Here is an 18069-nt window from a genome sequence, read left to right as displayed (position 1 = left end):
TTGTTCTCCTTCATTTCTCTGCCCCTTCGTAGAATAAGGGCTGTGGTAACAACGCATTATGGAAGATGAACGCTCCATAGAGTAGTTACTTGTTACTTAATCGTATCAAACAACTCTACATCTAGATTTTCAGTATCATTCCAACTATAAAATTTTTCTAAATGCCATTTTTCTTTTAGTCTTGAATAGTTGTTAGCAACAATCCAGTTATGTAATTCTTCATACCAGTTCACAATCTGATAATTAGCCCCTTTATGTCTTGATACAGCATATCTTTGGGGTGGGACTGTAATTGTAACCATATCAGATGGAATATCTTCATACTCTTTTACTTCAACACATACCCAATAACCATCATCTTCAGTAGTTTGGTTATCGACTACAAATGCACCATATTGTAGTAACGGGTTAACCACCTGTTTTATTTCATTGATCCGTTCACTTAAACTTAGTGAGGCTTTTGGGATTTCTGTTATGTATTGATCACCAGAACACAAAACTCTAAAACCTACTAATTTAATTTCTTCAAGTTGTTTAATAGTTTTTATCATATTTGTTGCTTCTGCCATTTTGATCACTCCTTTCAATTTAGATTCCTGCAAATCAAGGATGATTTTTTCCGATTTGGAATATGTATATTACTGCTTCGAAAGTTGAAGGTATATTATTTGCTCAGATACTTATATTAGCACCAAATTTATACCCCAACTAAATGTAATCAAAGAGGTGAAAATAGAAACGATTCCTAGAGTTCTTTCCTGTTTTTGTCTTAGTTCACTCATTCCAGAAATAAGTGTAAGAATTCCCACACCTATCAATACATAAGGTAATAATGTGTCATTGTTAGTTATAAGTCCAAATAATGAAAGAACCGTTACTATTACTGCGAAAAAGACAAAGTATTTTTTCATTGTATTACCTCCCTAAATAATATGTACTCAAACTAACAGAAACGATCGGTTCTACAATTTCCTTCTTTATAATACTATTAAAGTCTGGGTTTCTTGTTCCAGATAAGCATTCCTTTAACGAAATAACATATTCATAACTTATCTTTCTTATCCTTCTTAAAAAAGCCAACTATTACAATGAGAAATCCTATAGCTAAAAGAAAAATCTCTGAACCAGCAGTTCTAAAACCAGCTTCATGTGGTATATATATTGCAATAAGCATCAATGCAATACCTAATAACATTATTTTAGTAGAACTCATTATAATCCCCCTTATCTTATTGAACATTACTGCCACTTTACTTTAAGATCATTCACAATATATATTAACAAAAATTCCCTATAATTCTTAACACCATCTAGAAAAGAGGATCGTCCCTCATGTTAGTAGTCATTTATATAAATCTATCTTTAGTCTTGTATTACATGTGCCATATAAATAGAGCTTATCCTTTTTAAAGATTAGCACACGAGTTTATGTACCACTTTTCACAATTATTTTACCTTTCCTACTATAAAACCAACCGTAAACACGCATAGCATCGAACAATAAGCAATAATTGTTATGGTTGTCCCATGAATAACATCCGTAAACAATAATGACAATTTAGTACCAGACCAAATAAACGGTAGCATATAATATTGACTAATACTTGCTAAAAACATATTTCTGCTTTCATCATCTAAAAATACAAATTGCCATAAATATATTAAAAATGAAAGTAGCCAAACACTATTACCAATAAAGAAAATCTTCACTTTGTTTCCACTTAAACAAGATAACTTCATTCCTACCCAAAACCAAAATATTGCAAAGACAAGTTGGCTCAAAAATGGAGGTATTATCAGCATAAATGTGTTGGATACCAATCCATAGATAAGTGGGATTAGTATCCATATAAGCATTTTTTTATTTTCTGTCACTTTTTCATCTCCCTATCTTTTATTTCAGTAACCTACTGAAAAGCTCTCCATTTGTTTAATACACAGTTCATGATTTTCCCTCTAAATCATCAATTCTCTGTTCAAGTTCTTTTACTTTATTACTACTAGTCACTGCTGTTGTAAAAGCAATAAGGCCAAAAATAAATCCCATAGTTCCGAATGAGAACCCCATAATTCCGAAAACTTCCACATAATCCCTCCTCGTAATTGAAAACTTTAAGATATAACTCTAATTTTCGAGTATTACTCAACTATCCTAATCAGTCAGTTTAAGTGAAATATTTAAAATATCACCAATCATCATACTTAAATCATAACAGAAGAAAATGAGTTATTGTTCCCATCCATTCTATATATTTAATAGAATTTCTTCTTTACTACTAGCTCTTTATACTTCTGCATTCACTACTGCTCGTAACACGTACTCTTTGTTTAGTAAAAACACAGAATGGAAATAGTATATATAATAGAAAACTTTAAAAATACATTTTTTTACAAGTGCAATGGAGGAATTTTATGGATGAATGTCGAAAAGGAATAGATAATAAACCTAACAATAATTTAAAAGGGGTGATTCAAGTGAGTACAATAGCAGAAGTTAATAATCAGAAACAACAAAAAGAAACTAATCAGGAAACAAAATTCCATATCTTGAGAAAGCAAATCGCGGTTTCTTCAATGACAAAAAAGGGATTGGTAGAACTGTATAAGGAAGGTAAGTAAATGACTAACAATTTTGTAATTGAATATGAAGATATGAAGGAAATTGACTTTCAACAAGCGTCAATTTATTTGGATGCTTGTTTTATTTTGTCTTATTTAGATTCTAGTGATATTTGAGGTGACAATGTAGCCGAAATATTATCTAAATGGGAGAAAGATGGAGTTAATTATATTGCTATAAGTAATATGGTTGTTACAGAAGTTATACATAATTTATTTAAGAATCATATTCGAAATGTATTGGTAATCACTCATAAAATAATTAATAAGCCCCACTATCGTTTATCACACGAGGAAAAGATTGAAATTGGTGATATTGAAACTTCAAAGCGTCTTCATTCCCTTATTCCTAAACAGAAAATACAACGGTTGGTAAATACAGGGGAATTCAGCCACTCTATTGAACAACTTATGAAGGGCTTTAAACTTCAATTTCCTCAACATAGAGACTACCTCGAGCACTATTATAAAAATAGTGTACAAACATATTCCGACTTTGAAAGAAAGATTGGTTTCAAAATTATTACTCCTAATTCTGATGAAACGACACAATTCCATGCCCTCAATCATATAAAATTTTTTCAACTTGGTCCGGCAGATGCTATACATCTAGCATTGACTGCACAACATAATATCAATTACTTTGCAACATTAGATTCCGATTTTGTACACACCTATTATTCGGAAGTATCAATTGGAACAGTAAGAATTCTTAAGGTTGCTTGAGTTTTTAGGAAGCACAAATCGAAACACTCTAGTTTTATTTTTATAAATTTCTTAAGGAGGAAAGGATATGCCCCTATTTAAAGATAAGTGGTGGTACTCAACTGGTCTTATTCTCATACTGTCATTATTTAGTTTTCTTTTAATACCAGCAATAGTAGCTATTGCACTGTACATTATTCAATTGATCAATAGAAAAAAGGTAATTTCGATTCTTAGGGAAGATGAGCTAGTGAATACCCCAATAAAAGAAAAACAGGAAATGTTATTAGAACTAGGTCGAAGGATAGAAGAGAAAAATACGGAACTAGAAGAGAAAAATACAATCCTAAGTGATAAAAACGCTCTAATTCAAAATGTGATAAAAGAGACAGAGGATTCGATAAGGATTGAGAATAAAGCTACAATTGAAGATGCAGAGTTACAAGCCAAGAGAATAGTAGAGGAAGCGAATGAGAGCCTACGAGCAGTTGTTGAAAAGACGGCAGAGTATCAGAGTAATATAAGTGGACTTACAGTAGAATACGAAGCTTTAGAAAAAGAAGTAAATAGATATAAGAAACAAGCTCGGAAGTTCAAGTCAGAAGTGACGGGCTTAAAAAACTTTGATCAACGATTTCCTCATACCATAAATTTCGAAAAAGTAGAAAGTTCAATACAAGAAATAGAAGATACTTTAAATAAAGATTCTCTACTAGGAACCGTAATTAGGCTCTATTTACATTCAGATAATTCAAAAGAATTACGTAGTCTTTCCAATGCAACGAATAAAGAGATTAAGAACGTGTTAGAAAAATATGAAGACCGTTATACCACTAAAGGAAATAAGACCATTTACAGCTTAATGATTATAGGATTACAAGCAGAAATGCAGCTCTTACTTTTTCAACTAAGATACAATAAGTTGGAAGAATCTGTTCAGTCGGTGAAAGATATTATAACGAAATATCTAGCAATTTGTGGAAATGGTAATCAAGCAATCCTCCCGACTATAACAAAATTTTTGACCGAGATTGAGCCACTATATGTCGAATTACTTAATATTGAATACAAATACTATGTATATAGAGAACGTGAAAAAGAAGAGCAACGATTGATTAAAGAACAAATGAAACAAGAGGCTTTGGAAAGAAAACAACTTGCTGAAGAACGCAAGAAACTTGAAAAAGAAGAGCAAAAATTTGAAATAGAAATGAATAGAAATAAAGAATTGCTAGAATTAGAAACGGACCAAGAAAAGATACAACAACTATTGGATAGATTGACCGAATTAGAAAGCCAAATGAAAAATATAAATGACAAGAAAGAGGAAATAGCTAGCCTATCATTGGGTAAAGCAGGATATGTTTATGTCATTTCTAACTTAGGCTCATTTGGTGATGAAATGTTTAAAATAGGAATGACGAGAAGAATGGTTCCACAGGACAGAATTGATGAATTAGGTGACGCTTCTGTTCCATTCAAATTTGATGTTCATGCCATGATCTTTAGTGATGATGCAGTTGGTTTAGAGCAGAAACTTCATTCGATCCTAAATGAACGACGAGTAAATAAAGTGAATTATCGTAAAGAGTTTTTCAAAACGAATTTGGATAGCTTGAGAGAAATCGTTGAAGAAATTGATCCTACTGTTGAGTTTGTGACAACAATGTTAGCTGAAGAGTATAATCAGACGTTGTCTATTGAAAATTCAGTTGTTGCTTAAATTATTGCCCAGTGTCTGTCATACCCACAAATATCAAGTTGGACTTTTGAGGGTGTGACAGGCGTTTTTTTCATAATTTCATTATGAACAACGTGCTACCATAATAGTTTTTTCTTCGTGTAATTTAAGTACCTGCCCCACCGTAATATGCAGAACTCGACAATAACCGGTGGGCCAAGTACTATTTTCATAAAAAAAACCCAATTTTATGTCTATTTATGCTACATTATAAGAAACATTTCATCCATAGAGGTATAAAAATGAACACTGCATTGACAGCTTATATTACCCTTGTCTGCACATCGAGTGTATTAATTATTTATCTTTGTTTCTATGTTTTTCTTAAGCGTCATAAGTTTAGAAATATAGCAAACTGGTTTATTTTATATTCGATTAGTATTACCATCTATTGTGTTGGTTCGGCATTTGGGCTTATGTCCACCACTTTAACAGAAATGAAGTTTTGGACAATAATCCAATATATTGGAATGCCTATCTCTTCGCCGCTCGGCTTATTATTCATTATGCATTACCTTGGAATTAACATTACCAAAAGAAAATGGATTCCTTTAATCCTGATACCATTTGTTAGTTTCATCATGGTTCTAACCAATGATTTTCATCATTTGCATTATCGCGTGTATGCTTTTGATCCGGAATTAGGAGCACCTTATGTCCATCAGGAAATAGGGATATGGTACATGATTCATGGTATGTTCACCTTTGCTTGTATGTTTATCGCATTCTTTCTATTGATCTCGCATTGGAAGGAAACGGCCAAGGTTTATCGACCTCAATTAATCGCACTACTGTTTGGACAACTAGTTCCAATGCTAACTGCTTTTATTTATTTAATTGGATTGACACCACCAGGAGTTGATCCCGTTCCAATGGTATTATGGTTGACTTCTTTGTTCTATGTATGGGCGATTAGCTCCTCGCGTTTATTTACGATTATGCCTATTGCGAAAGATGCTATTTTTAATAGTATAAATGATGGTGTGATCGTACTTGATGAATCGAATAGAATGATAGAATTCAATCATGCCTGTAAAGCTATGTTTCCGAATATAAATAAGTCTATGCTTGGTGATAACTTTGTCGATGTCTGGCGTAGGATATCTGGCAATCCGTTCCCGTATAACATAGAGCCTAATATTCACCATGAATTACACCATACAAAGCCTGGAAATGAAGAAAGAATCTATCAGGTACGTTCTACCAAGATGCAAGAAACGAATAATAGTAATGGTCTCCTACTTCTGTTTACCGATATTACGGAGGTAAAAGAGCTTCAAGAAAAGTTAGAGCACCAAGCCTATTATGACGACCTTACACAGATCTACAATCGTCGTGCCTTTTTTGAACAATGTCAACAACGTTTAGACGAGACAATAGAAAATGAATTCGCATTTAGTGTGATCTTGATCGACATTGATTATTTTAAAAATGTGAATGATACGTTCGGTCATTATGTTGGTGATCAGTTGCTTGTTCATGTAGTAAATGTATGTAATGCACAACTTACAGAAGATATGCTTTTTGCTAGATATGGTGGTGAGGAGTTTGTGCTTGCTTTACAGGGTTATTCAAAACAAGAAGCTAAAGATTTAGCAAATCAAATACGTTGTGAAGTGGAGTCAAGTTCATTCCTAACACAAGCAGAAAAGATTTCCGTAACGTTAAGCCTTGGTTTAGCGGAAGCAGCTACTGGAGAGCTACTATATCAGATTCTTAACAAAGCAGATAAAGCCTTATATGCAGCAAAGCAGTCGGGGCGTAATCAAGTATGTGTGTTGTAAACATGGGGACGGTTCTTGTGTTTCCAATTTTGGAAACGCAAGAACCGTCCCTCTATTTCTATTATGGTAATAGGACTTGATCGATCACGTGAATGACACCATTAGATGCTGCGATGTCTGGGGTTACGACGTTTGCTTTATTGATTCGAACTGGGTCAAGTTTAATTTTTGCTTTCTTCTCTGCTAGCGTATCTACTTTCATTCCATCTTTTAAATCAGTAGACAACACTTTTCCTGCTACTACATGATAAAGTAGAATATCCTTCAAATCATCTCTTGCTAGTAATTCTTCTGCTGTAATGTCTAAATCTTTCAATAGCTTTTCAAATGCTTCATCTGTTGGGGCAAAAACAGTAAATGGTCCATCTCCTTTTAACGTTTCCGCCAATCCTACTTTTTCTAAAGCTGCAACCAATACAGAAAAGTTACCTGCGTCCTTAGCTACCGTCACAATGTCTTTCTCGCTTGCTTCATTCTCCGCAGCAAACACATTACCTGCAAATGTCATCCCTACTAATACAACTAACACCATCATCATTAACTTTTTCTTTAACATACGAAAATCCTCCTTAAGATTAACTTTTAAATAATACAAATTACGCATGGAACGAACTAATCTCTTTGTTTTTTTAATCCCCACCCCCAAGTAAAATAATGGTATAGGGGTAGTATTTTATTAACGTGATTTTTTATCCTAATTTTCTTAGAATTTTCCAACGGTGGAATGATGTTCTTTGATATGGTTAAGACGAAACGGCAAAGCATAATGCTTGTGCAGTTAGACATAGGTAAGATTGGATGGAAATTTGTGTTAAAATAGACGGAGGATTTGTGAAAGATTTGTACTTAAGCCTTCGGAAAATAAAGCCCACCAAATATGCTATCTGCTGAAAATAAAGTCCCTCAAATCATCAATATAATAAAGGAGAAAATGATCATGATGGAGAAAAGTGAAAAAGAAATTTTAATATTGAATAGTGAACAAAATTTAAAAACAATATTTGAGGTAATTGAATCAGTACCTAGTAAAAACAGAAAAATATCGATCGAAACGCAAGATAGAGATAAGAATTTTCGAGATGTCCTCATGCATCTGTATGAATGGCACGCCATGCTTGAGAGATGGTATAGAGAAGGTATGGCCGGGGATATTCCATTTATACCAGCACCTGGTTATAAATGGAGGAATATTAAGCTCCTGAATATGAAAATATGGGAAAGCTATCAAGATGTAACATTAAATCAAGCTATAAATAAATTGAGATTAAGCCATGAAAGAGTGGTAGATTTAATTCGGTCACACACCGATGACCAATTAATGACAAAGAAGTACTATAAATGGACGAAAACAAGTAACCTTTATAGCTATTTTGCAGCAAACACCTCTAATCATTACAAATGGGCTTATAACAAATGTGAAATTATTGCTAAGTCTATAATGGAAGGAGAAAAACAAGGAGCAAAGGACAAACTTGTGAAATAATCAAGTATAATAACCTCTTATCTTTTATAAATAAATGAGAAGTGCATTTTTTAAATATCAGACACCGATCGATAAACGACTAACCTTTTAATAGGTGCGTGATTATACCGTGTACGTTTTGTTACCACTAGTTTTTGGCATAATTCTTATCCTAGTATTGATTATTTTTATATATAAAATCATAAGAAATAAAAAGCATCCGTATTCTTGGTTTATCCTAGTAATACTTATATTCTTTTTGTACGTTACATTAAAATCGATGCTGGGATATACCAATATTTTTTAAAGGGGTCAGCCCCCTCACATGGACAGTTGTCCACGGCAGGGGTCTGACCCCTTTTAAGAATCTTTCCTTCTATATTCACCAGGTGCAACGCCGTAGTGCTTTTTGAAAACGCGGTGGAAGTAGGAATAGGCACCAAATCCGCAGTTATATGCGATGGTCTCTAGCGTTTGGTTGGTATAGGTCATTTGGTCGATTGCAGCGGATAATCTTACTTGTTGGGCATATGCAATCATTGTTTTCCCAACATAATCTTTAAAAAGATGAACGGATCGTGACACACTTAGATTTGCACATGTAGCTACATGATCAATGGTAAATGTTTGCTCTATGGCATGCTCTTCGATGTAACGCATCATTCTTGTTACAACATAAGGCCGCTTAAATCCAGGAGATCTTTCCGTGATTGTTCTTTCTAAGGATAAGCACAGCGCCCGTAACAGATGATTGGTTAATGCATCGTTTTTCTCCATGTCTGGTCGTCTAAATTCGGAAATGATAAAACGCCATAACGATAGAAATTCATCATCTAAATCAACCCGGACAGTAGTTGGTTTAGGGCTTTGGTTCCACCAATCATCCATCCATGTTCCAGAGAATAATAGGTGATAATCACCACTATTTTGTCCTTCTGCAATTAAAATTTCATATTCATCCTCAGGTTTAACTAATAATAGGTCTCCTTTTTCAATAAGTATATGTTCCCCTCTTACTACAACTTCACATGTTCCTTCGGTTTGGAGCCTGAAAAGGTATCCCCCCATACCGGTTTTAAAAGAAGAATAGAAGCCTTCCGTGTGAAAAGAGTATCCACAAAATTCAATATGCATATCCATTACCTTCTTGTATCTGATTTATAGTAAATAGCAAAATAGTTCATGTTATAATCATATCATTTATATTCAAAATACTGTATTTCTATTATCATGTAGTTAAATAAGTAATTTATGATTTCTTTTACATATATATAGCATTTTGCATAATGGAGGGGGAAATAAGGATGAATGAAAAAATAGGTGTTCCGTTAGAAGGTTTTGCTGCATTTAGTAGAAAAGTTGCCGCAGAAGGTGCAGTGCTACTAAAAAATGAGGATCATGTGCTACCAATCAAAGATGGAGAAATGGTTTCTGTTTTTGGAAGGACGCAAATCAATTACTACAGAAGTGGTACGGGGTCTGGTGGAAGTGTCAATGTGGCCTATACGACTAACCTACTAGAAGGTCTCCGTAATAAGGAAAATATAAACGTCAATGAAGATTTGGCGCATATTTATGAAAATTGGGTGAAAGAAAATCCATTTGATAATGGCGGTGGCGGCTGGGCTGCTGAGCCATGGCATCAACAGGAAATGCCTTTATCCGAGGACATCGTTTCAAAAGCTAGAATTAATTCTGAGAAGGCCATCGTTGTTATTGGACGGACTGCAGGGGAAGATCAGGACAATAAAGATGAAGAAGGAAGCTACCAATTAACGGCGGAAGAAAAAAATATGCTGAAGCTCGTAACGACGTATTTTGAAAAGGTGTCGGTGGTATTAAATGTTTCCAACATTATCGACATGTCATGGCTTAATGACACCGCGCATGTCCACCCGATCAAAAGTGTTATCTATGCATGGCATGGTGGGATGGAAGGTGGAAATGCCATTAGTGATGTCCTAGTTGGGGATGTTACGCCAAGTGGTAAATTAACGGACACGATTGCTTATTCGATACAGGATTATCCATCTACACATAATCACGGAGATGAATTTATGAATTTCTATCAAGAAGACATTTATGTAGGCTATCGTTATTTTGAGACTTTTTGTCCTGAAAAAGTTCAATTTGCCTTCGGATACGGCATGTCTTATACGGATTTTGACATGACGCCTAGTGAAGCAAAGCTAATCACAGAAAATGGAGAAGCGTATGTGGATGTAAAAGTCACGGTGAAAAATACGGGCTCCACATACACAGGTCAAGAAGTGGTTCAAGTCTATTATGAAGCACCCCAAGGGAAGCTCGGCAAACCTGCGAAAGTATTAGCAGGGTTCGCTAAAACAAGTGTACTGAGACCAGGTGAGTCAGAGAAAGTATCGATTCGTTTCTCTGTGAAAAGCATGGCTTCTTATGATGATGAAGGCGTGACAGGTTATCCATCAGCGTATGTGTTGGAAACTGGTGTGTATCATTTTTACGTCGGAAACAGTGTGAAAGATGTTGTGAAGGTAGACGTGGAGGGCAGCAGTGGATATACCGTCGATCAACTCCAAGTGGTTGAACAATTGGAGGAAGTTTTGGCACCTACGGAGGATTTCAAGCGAATGAAACCAGGTGGACAAAGAGAAGACGGTTCCTATGAATTGCTTTATACAGAAGTCCCGAAGCGAAAAGTATCATTAGCAGATCGGATAAAAGAAAACCAACCACAAACATACGAGCAAACAGGCAATCAAGGGTACACGTTACGCGACGTTTATGATAACAAGGTCAGTATCGAAACGTTTATTGCACAATTGTCCGATGAAGAATTGGCGACGATCGTTCGTGGTGAAGGGATGAGTAGTCCGCTTGTCACACCTGGAACGGCATCGGCATTTGGTGGTGTTAGCGATCAATTGTTTAATTATGGTATTCCAATTGGCTGTACAGCAGATGGTCCTTCGGGGATCCGAATGGATAGTGGGCATAAGGCAACACAAGTGCCTATCGGGACGTTGCTTGCAGCAACGTGGGATCTTGAACTAGTAGAGGCGCTTTATGAATTAGAAGGGCAAGAACTGATTCGAAATGAGATCGATATGTTGTTAGGACCAGGAATAAATATAAGAAGAAGCCCATTAAACGGTCGTAACTTTGAGTATTTTTCAGAGGATCCACTAATTACAGGTGCTTTTGCGATCGCGAATACACGTGGAATTATGACAAGTGGAGCGCATGCAACACCGAAGCATTTTGCGTGTAACAGTCAGGAGTTTTCGAGAACGAATGTAGATGCAGTTGTCTCAGAGCGTGCGCTGCGAGAAATCTACCTCAAAGGATTTGAAATGGCTGTCAAAGAGGGTGGCGCGAAAGGAATCATGACATCCTACAACCCGATCAACGGGCATTGGGCTGCTTCGAATTATGACTTGAATACAACGGTGCTTCGTAAAGAATGGGGCTATACAGGCATTGTGATGACCGATTGGTGGGCGAAGATGAACGACTGCGTAGAAGGCGGACCTGCTGATCGACAAAATACGGGTGCCATGGTCCGGGCGCAGAATGATTTGTATATGGTTGTGAATAACTACGGAGCCGAGATTAATGCGTCTGAAGATAACACGATGAAGGCGTTAGAGAATGGGTCACTAACACGAGGGGAATTACAACGTTCAGCTATTAATATCTGTAGATTTTTAATGGATGCACCAGTGTTTTCCCGAAAACAAGAAATCAATGAAACAGTGAATCATTTTACTGCTAATCCAGCTCTTGCGTCCTTAAATGCTCAATCTTTATCTGAGAATGCAAAAGTTGAGCTGCTGCATCCGGAATCGAGCATCATCCAAGTAGAAGAAGCAGGTTTATATCGGATTATAGTTAAGATTATGTCGCCTGAAACAAACCAATCCCAAACAGCTTGCAACGTCACTTTAAATGATCGATTAATGACAACGATTCAAACGAATGGAACAGATGGAAAATGGATCAGGCAGAAGCTAGTAAAAGTAGATTTAGAGCCAGGTTTATATGAGTTGAAGCTTTCCTTTATTAAGCCTGGAATGGAAGTGAAATGGATTGAGTTTAAACAGTTGTAGATCAGTCGAAATGCGTGCCTTAGTAACTCCATATATTTAGCAGTAAATTAGTAGAAGGCTCTATATTTTCTGTTGACATAAGTCACGTTATGGATGGGTGGAAAAGGTTTAATTCCACTCCATCCATCCTACTGACTTTGTCCGATCGCTGCCATTACAGCACCTATGGCTTGGATCCAACTTCCAACTACATTAAGGGTTTGTGCTTCTCCACCTCTTAGTTCCGTACCGGTAGAAATGGCTTGTAAAGTATTACCAATGACTTGTAGGATATTTCCATAAGTTATATAAATGTCTTGTATGGAAGGTTTGTGCTTCCAATCGGTTGTGGAAGTACTTACTCCAGCACCCAACGCTTGGATGAGATTACCTTTTATAACTAACTCCAGTTCAGTTGTTCGAGGAAAGTCTATCAAATATTTTGCTACGATAGTTGTATTACCAATTGCTTGTATTTCAGCCCCGATTTTATTTAGCGTTTGATTATCTATGCTATCCGCCATTATTGCATTTCCAGTTCCTTGCATTACATTACCTACTAAATTTAAGTCGTTAAGTAATTCTTTGGAAATATTTTTGTAGGGTGTACTTCCCACAGCAGCTACGATGGTACCGATTGCTTCCATCCATGTTCCAAGAATTACATTAGATTCCTTTTCCATCATTATCACACCTGATCAGCATTCTTCCATTATTGTACGTTAGAAAGAATGGAGTGTTATAGGCAGGTTGATAGGAAATGGCTATAATTTTAATAAACAGTAAAATTGGGTGGAAACAGGGGGACGGTTCTTATGTCCACAATTTTGTGGAAATAAGAACCGTCTGTTTTTTACTAAAACAAAACAGCCAACAATCAGCAGCCTTTCAAATAGGAAATACAGTACAAGTAATTTGTATTGGATTTCCTATTTTTTTTTATTAATCCGACTGAATAACTTAAGATATTACCACGATTTTTCGTCTCCAATATTTGTTGCATGGTTGGTCAGGCGACACTTGCATTTCAACTGAAGGAATCACCCTTCAAATAATAGAATCTTCTCGGTCCTAGGTGCTAAAATTCTCGCATGCGAAACGGAAAATTACCATTAAACAAATCAAAAGATTATAATATGTATTGGACGGATAAGAACTGAATTTAGTATTTCCGTGCGAAAACAGTAATGATTTGCTCTTGCCCAAATCAATAAAAATACAACTAGTTTAAGGATAAAGCGCAAAACCATAAATTTCCCTCTATGAAGAAATTACTTTAACATCAAACTAAGAAAAAAGGTGGAATACGTATGACACAAGCAAATCTCCAATCTAAGATACTTTCCGTTCTCGAAGATAAAATTCAATTAATAAAATCAGAGAAAGGTGCCATCTATTTAGTTGGACCGATCAAACTTCCTGTTAATTTGTATGGTGAGACAGTGGAGTTCAACTGGTATTGCTGGTTAAACTGTGACGAGGTAACGGAGGATTTCAACCGGGTTATCGAAAAGTTATCCTCAGCCAATTTAGCTGAATTCCAACAATCCAGTGTGTTAACATACGGCGATTTTAGCTATAGCGATGATGCGATTATTAGAATGCATTCGATTTGTCACACAGGAGATATATTCGGGAGCAAAAGGTGTGATTGTGGTTTCCAATTAAAGCAGTCCATGAAAAATATCGTCGAACACGGAACAGGCGCTTTATTTTATTTAGCTAATCATGAAGGAAGAGGCATTGGTCTATTCAGTAAAGCGATGGCATACATTCTTCAGGAGAATGACTATGATACGGTTGAAGCGAATGAAGCACTTGGCTTTGTTGATGATTCTAGAAATTATAGTGATGCCATTGATGTTTTAAAAGCATTAAGAAGTAAGCCTGTAACGCTAATGACGAATAACCCGAAAAAATTAGAGGCGTTAATCAATGCTGGTCTGCCGGTATCAGGAAGAGAACCTATATGGGGAGATCGTTCAGAATTTAATGCGAAATATTTAGAAACAAAAGTAAATCGCTCGGGTCACATTGGAGAAGAGCAGTCATGAGCTCTACATGGTTCTGGCTATACAATGAGGTGAATTAGTTTATGAAGTTTGGATTCGACATTGATGATACATTGATCAACTTAAGAGAACATGCTTTTCATATTTACAATAAAAAACTGGGTAAAAATATCCCCGTTGATATTTTTCACAAACTCGATCGAGTTGAGATACACGAACCCTTTGGTCTGACAGACGAGGAAGGGAGTACCATGTGGACATCTTCATTGGAAGAGATTTATTATACATCTTGTCCACCCTTTCCAAATGCATTAGAAACATTACGGGAATTAGATGAAGAAGGCCATGACATTTTTTATATCACATCAAGAAATAAAGCGCATGGCGAACGAACAAAGGAATGGCTGAAAAGGCGAGGGTTTCCTGTAAAGGATGATCACTTTTTCTATGGCATGAGAGATGACGAAAAGGTAGAAATTATCCAACAGCTACAACTCGATTATTACTTTGATGATAAACCAGATGTGTTAAACACACTAGTAGATAAAGGAAATACGGTGGTCTTTGTAAAAGATCAATCGTACAATCGGCACTTGGATTTCCCTAGGATAACAGACTGGGGAGATTTACAGAGAGTAATAAGTAACCAGTGATTTGGAAACAGGGGGACGGTTCTTGTGTCCACAATTTTGTGGACACAAGAACCGTCCCCCTGTTTACGAGTTGGCCATCCAACAATAAAATGGGTTGTCATAGGCATTATTTTATTGTAGGGATAATTAATGGAGGTCTGTCAAAAGTGTACTATGAAAACGGTGGTCTTTTGGTACAGTTTGTCCTATGATCGTTACTAGGCACCATTTTGGATCTTAAGGGAAAAAGGATTTAATAATTTCAGAAAAACATGTCATTTACATACATGCAACCGTGAGTTGACAAAGTGCAACTGCAACATGATGGTATCTACATCAGTATTTTCATACAATTTTGGTATCAAAAGTGGAAGGAGTTCATGTACATGATTTTCGGTGAAACATTATACAAATTGAGGAAAGAAAAGGGTTTATCTCAGGAAGCGATGGCGGAGAAATTAAATACGAGCAGGCAGGCCATTAGCAAATGGGAGAATGGGCAAGGGTTTCCAGAAACAGAAAAACTACTAATGATCTCAAACATGTTTGAGGTGTCAGTTGATTACTTACTCAAAGGAACTTCCAAAGAACAGAACAAGAATGAGCGAGGTCATTATGTAAGTAAGGAAATGGCGGAGGGTTTTTTAATGCATGTAAATAAAACAACCATACCTTTTGCATTAGGAATAAGCTTGTTAATCTTATCTACAATTCCATATCTTGTATTCAAGGATCGTCCAGAGGTTTATTCATTTCTTATCATTATCATTGCGACACTTGGGGTTTTACAAATAGTAACTGCTGTAATGAGAACAGATAATAGTTATGCAGTGTTGAAACAGGACCCGTTACTTTTTGATCATCATTATCTTGAAGCGTTGAAGCAGAGATATAAGGAAGTTAAGAAGAAATACACTACGGTAGCGACGATTGGGATTGTACTAATCGCAATTAGCTTCGTAGGTTTTTTATTAGAAAGCAAAGATATTAGTCACGGTGTTCTCGTACCTTATTATCCGGTGCTAGTTGTATTTATTGCTATCGGTGTTTCCCTTCTTATTCCGATCATTATGATGATAGAATCGTATGAATTACTCGTGAAAAACGAAGCGCATTTGGAGCGATTAAATGCAAAATCAAATAAAAAGTGGAAACGCAAATGGAAAGAATGGTTCTAATGGAGATGTGAATGTGAAAGGATTATATTCATTAATCTAGTACTAGAAGTTTTAAAATAAATAGAATGGAGTAGAGATAACTCTGTTCCATTCTTTTACTTATATGCATGTTTTCTTTCACTATACTAAAATTTCATTCGAAGCGAAGAAATACTTTCGCTCCCTTACTTTATTGTGGTAGAGTAATAAAGAAAAAGAGTTTTAGATAAAACTAGATAATAAAGTGGGGGATTATCAATGCGAATAGCTGTTTTAGGAAGTAGCGGGGGGAATTTGTACAATCTTGGCGGGAAAAATGCTAGTAAGTTGCTAAGTGAAATAAAAATACAAGCTTCCTCTGCACAGATGGAAATTGTTGCTACACAATTTATTGCAGCACAAGAATCTATGGATCATGCAAAACCTAATACGAGGGCATCTTTGTGGACGATAGATCCAAAGCAATCTTTTGTAGAAAGCGATGTTAATACATTAGAAGAGATTAATAAAAAAGTGGAAAGTCTAGATAAAGAGATTGCAGCTCAGATCAAAAATGGGGAGATTGATGGAATTATTCTCATGAGTGCGGATCCAAAAAGTGCGAATAAAGAAGCGCTTGCTGCAGCTGCAGACAGGAAAATTCCAATTGTTGGAACAGGCGGCACATCGATGGCGATTGTAAGTTCGCGGGGCGGTAACGTGATTGCGACTTCTGGCACAACAGGTACAACAAATAGAACAAGAGCCGTTTCTTTTGTGACTTCCTTAAGTAAGCATTTTGGCGTAAGTTATAAACCTTTATTGGGGAGTAGCAATAATAGTGCAAAAGCCACACAAGGTTCTGCGCTAAAAAACATTAATATACGTGGAATTATGATGTCAGCACTTCCTGGCTTTATTGCAATGGCCTTAGTATTGGCATTTAGTAAAATCCCTGGATTAGGTGTACTAAGTGATGTGTTTGATGTATTAATTGGTGCCTTACCAGTTGTAATTGCTGTAATTGCGGCTAAGCAGATTTCAGAGTTGGATGAGGTTTCGATTGTAGCAGGGGTCATTGCCGGTGTTCTGTCTGTGGATGGTGGAATTATTGGTGGAATGATCGGTGGTATTATAGCTGGTCTACTTGTCAGATATTTATTCCAAGTTTTTGTGGGATGGCGTTTTCCAATGACTACTGTAAATATTGCGGCAGGAGGACTTGCTGGTCTGCTATCAGGTCTATTAATTTACTATTTCATTGGTCCAATAGCACTCGCACTAGGAGATCTTATTAAACAAGCAATTGAGACAACAGTTGCGTTTAATCCAATTTTGGCCGGCTTAGTTGCCGGTGTGTTAATTTGGCCGGCAATTCTTGGGGGTGTCTATCATGCGGCAATTCTGCCAATTGTATTGCTTGAAATGGAGCGGACTGGTAATAGTTTTTTAGGTGCAGTGGACATGGTTGGCCTTGTGATGGTTGCAGCAGGTATCAACTTAGCAAACATCATTTCTCCTCGCGATAAAGGGGAAGCAGCTGTTGCCGCACCTGGATTTGCTATAAATATGGGATTTGGAACATTTGTTGAATCTGCTTACCCATTCATGTTCTCAAGTAAGTGGATATTTGCCGGTGCACTATTTTCAGCTGGAATTGGTGGAGCATTAGTTGGGGCTTTTGATGTAAGAGGAACGGCTTATGTACCAACGTTTACAGCACCATTATTAGCTAACAATGTTATTGGGTTCGTCATTGCAATGGTTGTGCCGTTTTTATCAGCATTCATTATTACGTTTGTTGTTAATAAAATATCCAAACAAAAAAATACGGTATTGGATGAAGGTATTAGTAAAAGTGCTTAGGCGCTTAATGTAATGGAAACAGGGGGACGGTTCTTGTGTCCACAA

General features: G+C 36.2%; 18 protein-coding genes. 10 read left to right on the top strand and 8 right to left on the bottom strand.

Features of this window, described 5'->3' with window-relative positions:
- Positions 1 to 92: 92 nt before the first annotated feature.
- From NYQ66_RS03555 to NYQ66_RS03535, 5 genes are all read right to left on the bottom strand, one after another.
- Complete coding sequence (locus NYQ66_RS03555) at positions 93 to 569, bottom strand: GyrI-like domain-containing protein (RefSeq protein WP_259866905.1); 477 nt, start codon at positions 567 to 569, stop codon at positions 93 to 95.
- Between the two features lie 111 nt (positions 570 to 680).
- Positions 681 to 911: a hypothetical protein gene (locus tag NYQ66_RS03550; protein ID WP_259866901.1), complete on the bottom strand. Its 231-nt coding sequence runs from the start codon at positions 909 to 911 to the stop codon at positions 681 to 683.
- A gap of 131 nt (positions 912 to 1042) precedes the next feature.
- Complete coding sequence (locus NYQ66_RS03545; RefSeq protein ID WP_259866900.1) at positions 1043 to 1213, bottom strand: hypothetical protein; 171 nt, start codon at positions 1211 to 1213, stop codon at positions 1043 to 1045.
- 233 nt (positions 1214 to 1446) lie between these two features.
- The gene (locus NYQ66_RS03540; protein WP_259866898.1) at positions 1447 to 1875 is read right to left on the bottom strand and encodes a hypothetical protein; all 429 of its coding nucleotides are present in this window, start codon (positions 1873 to 1875) and stop codon (positions 1447 to 1449) included.
- A gap of 67 nt (positions 1876 to 1942) precedes the next feature.
- Positions 1943 to 2086, bottom strand: a complete 144-nt coding sequence (locus tag NYQ66_RS03535) for a hypothetical protein (RefSeq protein ID WP_259866896.1) — start codon at positions 2084 to 2086, stop codon at positions 1943 to 1945.
- 326 nt (positions 2087 to 2412) lie between these two features.
- On the opposite strand from NYQ66_RS03535, the gene NYQ66_RS03530 reads away from it, so the two are divergent.
- From NYQ66_RS03530 to NYQ66_RS03515, 4 genes are all read left to right on the top strand, one after another.
- Entirely contained in the window at positions 2413 to 2619 is a 207-nt protein-coding gene (locus tag NYQ66_RS03530; RefSeq protein ID WP_259866894.1) for a hypothetical protein, read from the top strand.
- Between the two features lie 186 nt (positions 2620 to 2805).
- The gene (locus NYQ66_RS03525; protein ID WP_259866892.1) at positions 2806 to 3345 is read left to right on the top strand and encodes a PIN domain-containing protein; all 540 of its coding nucleotides are present in this window, start codon (positions 2806 to 2808) and stop codon (positions 3343 to 3345) included.
- A 67-nt stretch (positions 3346 to 3412) separates the two neighbouring features.
- On the top strand, positions 3413 to 5047 hold the full coding sequence (locus NYQ66_RS03520) for a GIY-YIG nuclease family protein (RefSeq protein ID WP_259866890.1): 1635 nt from the start codon (positions 3413 to 3415) through the stop codon (positions 5045 to 5047).
- A 260-nt stretch (positions 5048 to 5307) separates the two neighbouring features.
- The gene (locus NYQ66_RS03515; protein ID WP_259866888.1) at positions 5308 to 6849 is read left to right on the top strand and encodes a histidine kinase N-terminal 7TM domain-containing diguanylate cyclase; all 1542 of its coding nucleotides are present in this window, start codon (positions 5308 to 5310) and stop codon (positions 6847 to 6849) included.
- Positions 6850 to 6910: 61 nt separating this feature from the next.
- On the opposite strand, the gene NYQ66_RS03510 is transcribed toward NYQ66_RS03515, so the two are convergent.
- The gene (locus NYQ66_RS03510; protein ID WP_259866886.1) at positions 6911 to 7405 is read right to left on the bottom strand and encodes a fasciclin domain-containing protein; all 495 of its coding nucleotides are present in this window, start codon (positions 7403 to 7405) and stop codon (positions 6911 to 6913) included.
- Between the two features lie 381 nt (positions 7406 to 7786).
- Between NYQ66_RS03510 and NYQ66_RS03505 the strand changes: the two genes are divergently transcribed.
- Complete coding sequence (locus tag NYQ66_RS03505; RefSeq protein ID WP_259866884.1) at positions 7787 to 8332, top strand: ClbS/DfsB family four-helix bundle protein; 546 nt, start codon at positions 7787 to 7789, stop codon at positions 8330 to 8332.
- Positions 8333 to 8671: 339 nt separating this feature from the next.
- Here NYQ66_RS03505 and NYQ66_RS03500 read toward each other — a convergent pair whose 3' ends face one another.
- Positions 8672 to 9445 carry a helix-turn-helix domain-containing protein gene (locus tag NYQ66_RS03500; protein WP_311202003.1) on the bottom strand — a complete coding sequence of 258 codons (774 nt, stop codon included), beginning with the start codon at positions 9443 to 9445 and terminating at the stop codon, positions 8672 to 8674.
- Between the two features lie 170 nt (positions 9446 to 9615).
- Here NYQ66_RS03500 and NYQ66_RS03495 point away from each other — a divergent pair, with 170 nt between their 5' ends.
- Complete coding sequence (locus tag NYQ66_RS03495) at positions 9616 to 12399, top strand: glycoside hydrolase family 3 C-terminal domain-containing protein (protein WP_259866881.1); 2784 nt, start codon at positions 9616 to 9618, stop codon at positions 12397 to 12399.
- 128 nt (positions 12400 to 12527) lie between these two features.
- On the opposite strand, the gene NYQ66_RS03490 is transcribed toward NYQ66_RS03495, so the two are convergent.
- Positions 12528 to 13061, bottom strand: a complete 534-nt coding sequence (locus tag NYQ66_RS03490) for a DUF6944 family repetitive protein (protein WP_259866879.1) — start codon at positions 13059 to 13061, stop codon at positions 12528 to 12530.
- 627 nt (positions 13062 to 13688) lie between these two features.
- Between NYQ66_RS03490 and NYQ66_RS03485 the strand changes: the two genes are divergently transcribed.
- The 4 genes from NYQ66_RS03485 to NYQ66_RS03470 all read left to right on the top strand — a co-directional run bounded on the left by NYQ66_RS03485 (position 13689) and on the right by NYQ66_RS03470 (position 18024).
- Positions 13689 to 14432: a GTP cyclohydrolase II gene (locus tag NYQ66_RS03485; protein ID WP_259866877.1), complete on the top strand. Its 744-nt coding sequence runs from the start codon at positions 13689 to 13691 to the stop codon at positions 14430 to 14432.
- A 41-nt stretch (positions 14433 to 14473) separates the two neighbouring features.
- Positions 14474 to 15043 (top strand): 5' nucleotidase, NT5C type, encoded by a 570-nt coding sequence (locus NYQ66_RS03480; RefSeq protein ID WP_259866875.1) that lies wholly within the window; start codon positions 14474 to 14476, stop codon positions 15041 to 15043.
- A 365-nt stretch (positions 15044 to 15408) separates the two neighbouring features.
- A complete protein-coding gene (locus NYQ66_RS03475) occupies positions 15409 to 16200 on the top strand; it encodes a helix-turn-helix domain-containing protein (RefSeq protein ID WP_259866872.1) in 792 nt (263 codons plus the stop codon).
- Between the two features lie 237 nt (positions 16201 to 16437).
- Positions 16438 to 18024, top strand: a complete 1587-nt coding sequence (locus tag NYQ66_RS03470) for a PTS sugar transporter (RefSeq protein WP_259866870.1) — start codon at positions 16438 to 16440, stop codon at positions 18022 to 18024.
- Positions 18025 to 18069: the final 45 nt, after the last annotated feature.

It is taken from the genome of Aquibacillus koreensis (genome assembly GCF_025154055.1).
GTDB lineage: Bacteria > Bacillota > Bacilli > Bacillales > Amphibacillaceae > Aquibacillus_C > Aquibacillus_C koreensis.
The sequence above is the reverse complement of the archived record's forward strand: the minus strand, read 5'-3'. Positions and strand labels throughout refer to the sequence as shown.

Excerpts from the sequence above, each read along its gene's own strand:
- NYQ66_RS03555 (WP_259866905.1), bottom strand. The coding sequence starts at position 569 with ATGGCAGAAGCAACAAATATGATAAAAACTATTAAACAACTTGAAGAA.
- NYQ66_RS03550 (WP_259866901.1), bottom strand. The coding sequence starts at position 911 with ATGAAAAAATACTTTGTCTTTTTCGCAGTAATAGTAACGGTTCTTTCA.
- NYQ66_RS03545 (WP_259866900.1), bottom strand. The coding sequence starts at position 1,213 with ATGAGTTCTACTAAAATAATGTTATTAGGTATTGCATTGATGCTTATT.
- NYQ66_RS03530 (WP_259866894.1), top strand. The coding sequence starts at position 2,413 with ATGGATGAATGTCGAAAAGGAATAGATAATAAACCTAACAATAATTTA.
- NYQ66_RS03525 (WP_259866892.1), top strand. The coding sequence starts at position 2,806 with ATGGTTGTTACAGAAGTTATACATAATTTATTTAAGAATCATATTCGA.
- NYQ66_RS03520 (WP_259866890.1), top strand. The coding sequence starts at position 3,413 with ATGCCCCTATTTAAAGATAAGTGGTGGTACTCAACTGGTCTTATTCTC.
- NYQ66_RS03515 (WP_259866888.1), top strand. The coding sequence starts at position 5,308 with ATGAACACTGCATTGACAGCTTATATTACCCTTGTCTGCACATCGAGT.
- NYQ66_RS03510 (WP_259866886.1), bottom strand. The coding sequence starts at position 7,405 with ATGTTAAAGAAAAAGTTAATGATGATGGTGTTAGTTGTATTAGTAGGG.
- NYQ66_RS03505 (WP_259866884.1), top strand. The coding sequence starts at position 7,787 with ATGATGGAGAAAAGTGAAAAAGAAATTTTAATATTGAATAGTGAACAA.
- NYQ66_RS03500 (WP_311202003.1), bottom strand. The coding sequence starts at position 9,445 with ATGCATATTGAATTTTGTGGATACTCTTTTCACACGGAAGGCTTCTAT.
- NYQ66_RS03495 (WP_259866881.1), top strand. The coding sequence starts at position 9,616 with ATGAATGAAAAAATAGGTGTTCCGTTAGAAGGTTTTGCTGCATTTAGT.
- NYQ66_RS03490 (WP_259866879.1), bottom strand. The coding sequence starts at position 13,061 with ATGGAAAAGGAATCTAATGTAATTCTTGGAACATGGATGGAAGCAATC.
- NYQ66_RS03485 (WP_259866877.1), top strand. The coding sequence starts at position 13,689 with ATGACACAAGCAAATCTCCAATCTAAGATACTTTCCGTTCTCGAAGAT.
- NYQ66_RS03480 (WP_259866875.1), top strand. The coding sequence starts at position 14,474 with ATGAAGTTTGGATTCGACATTGATGATACATTGATCAACTTAAGAGAA.
- NYQ66_RS03475 (WP_259866872.1), top strand. The coding sequence starts at position 15,409 with ATGATTTTCGGTGAAACATTATACAAATTGAGGAAAGAAAAGGGTTTA.
- NYQ66_RS03470 (WP_259866870.1), top strand. The coding sequence starts at position 16,438 with ATGCGAATAGCTGTTTTAGGAAGTAGCGGGGGGAATTTGTACAATCTT.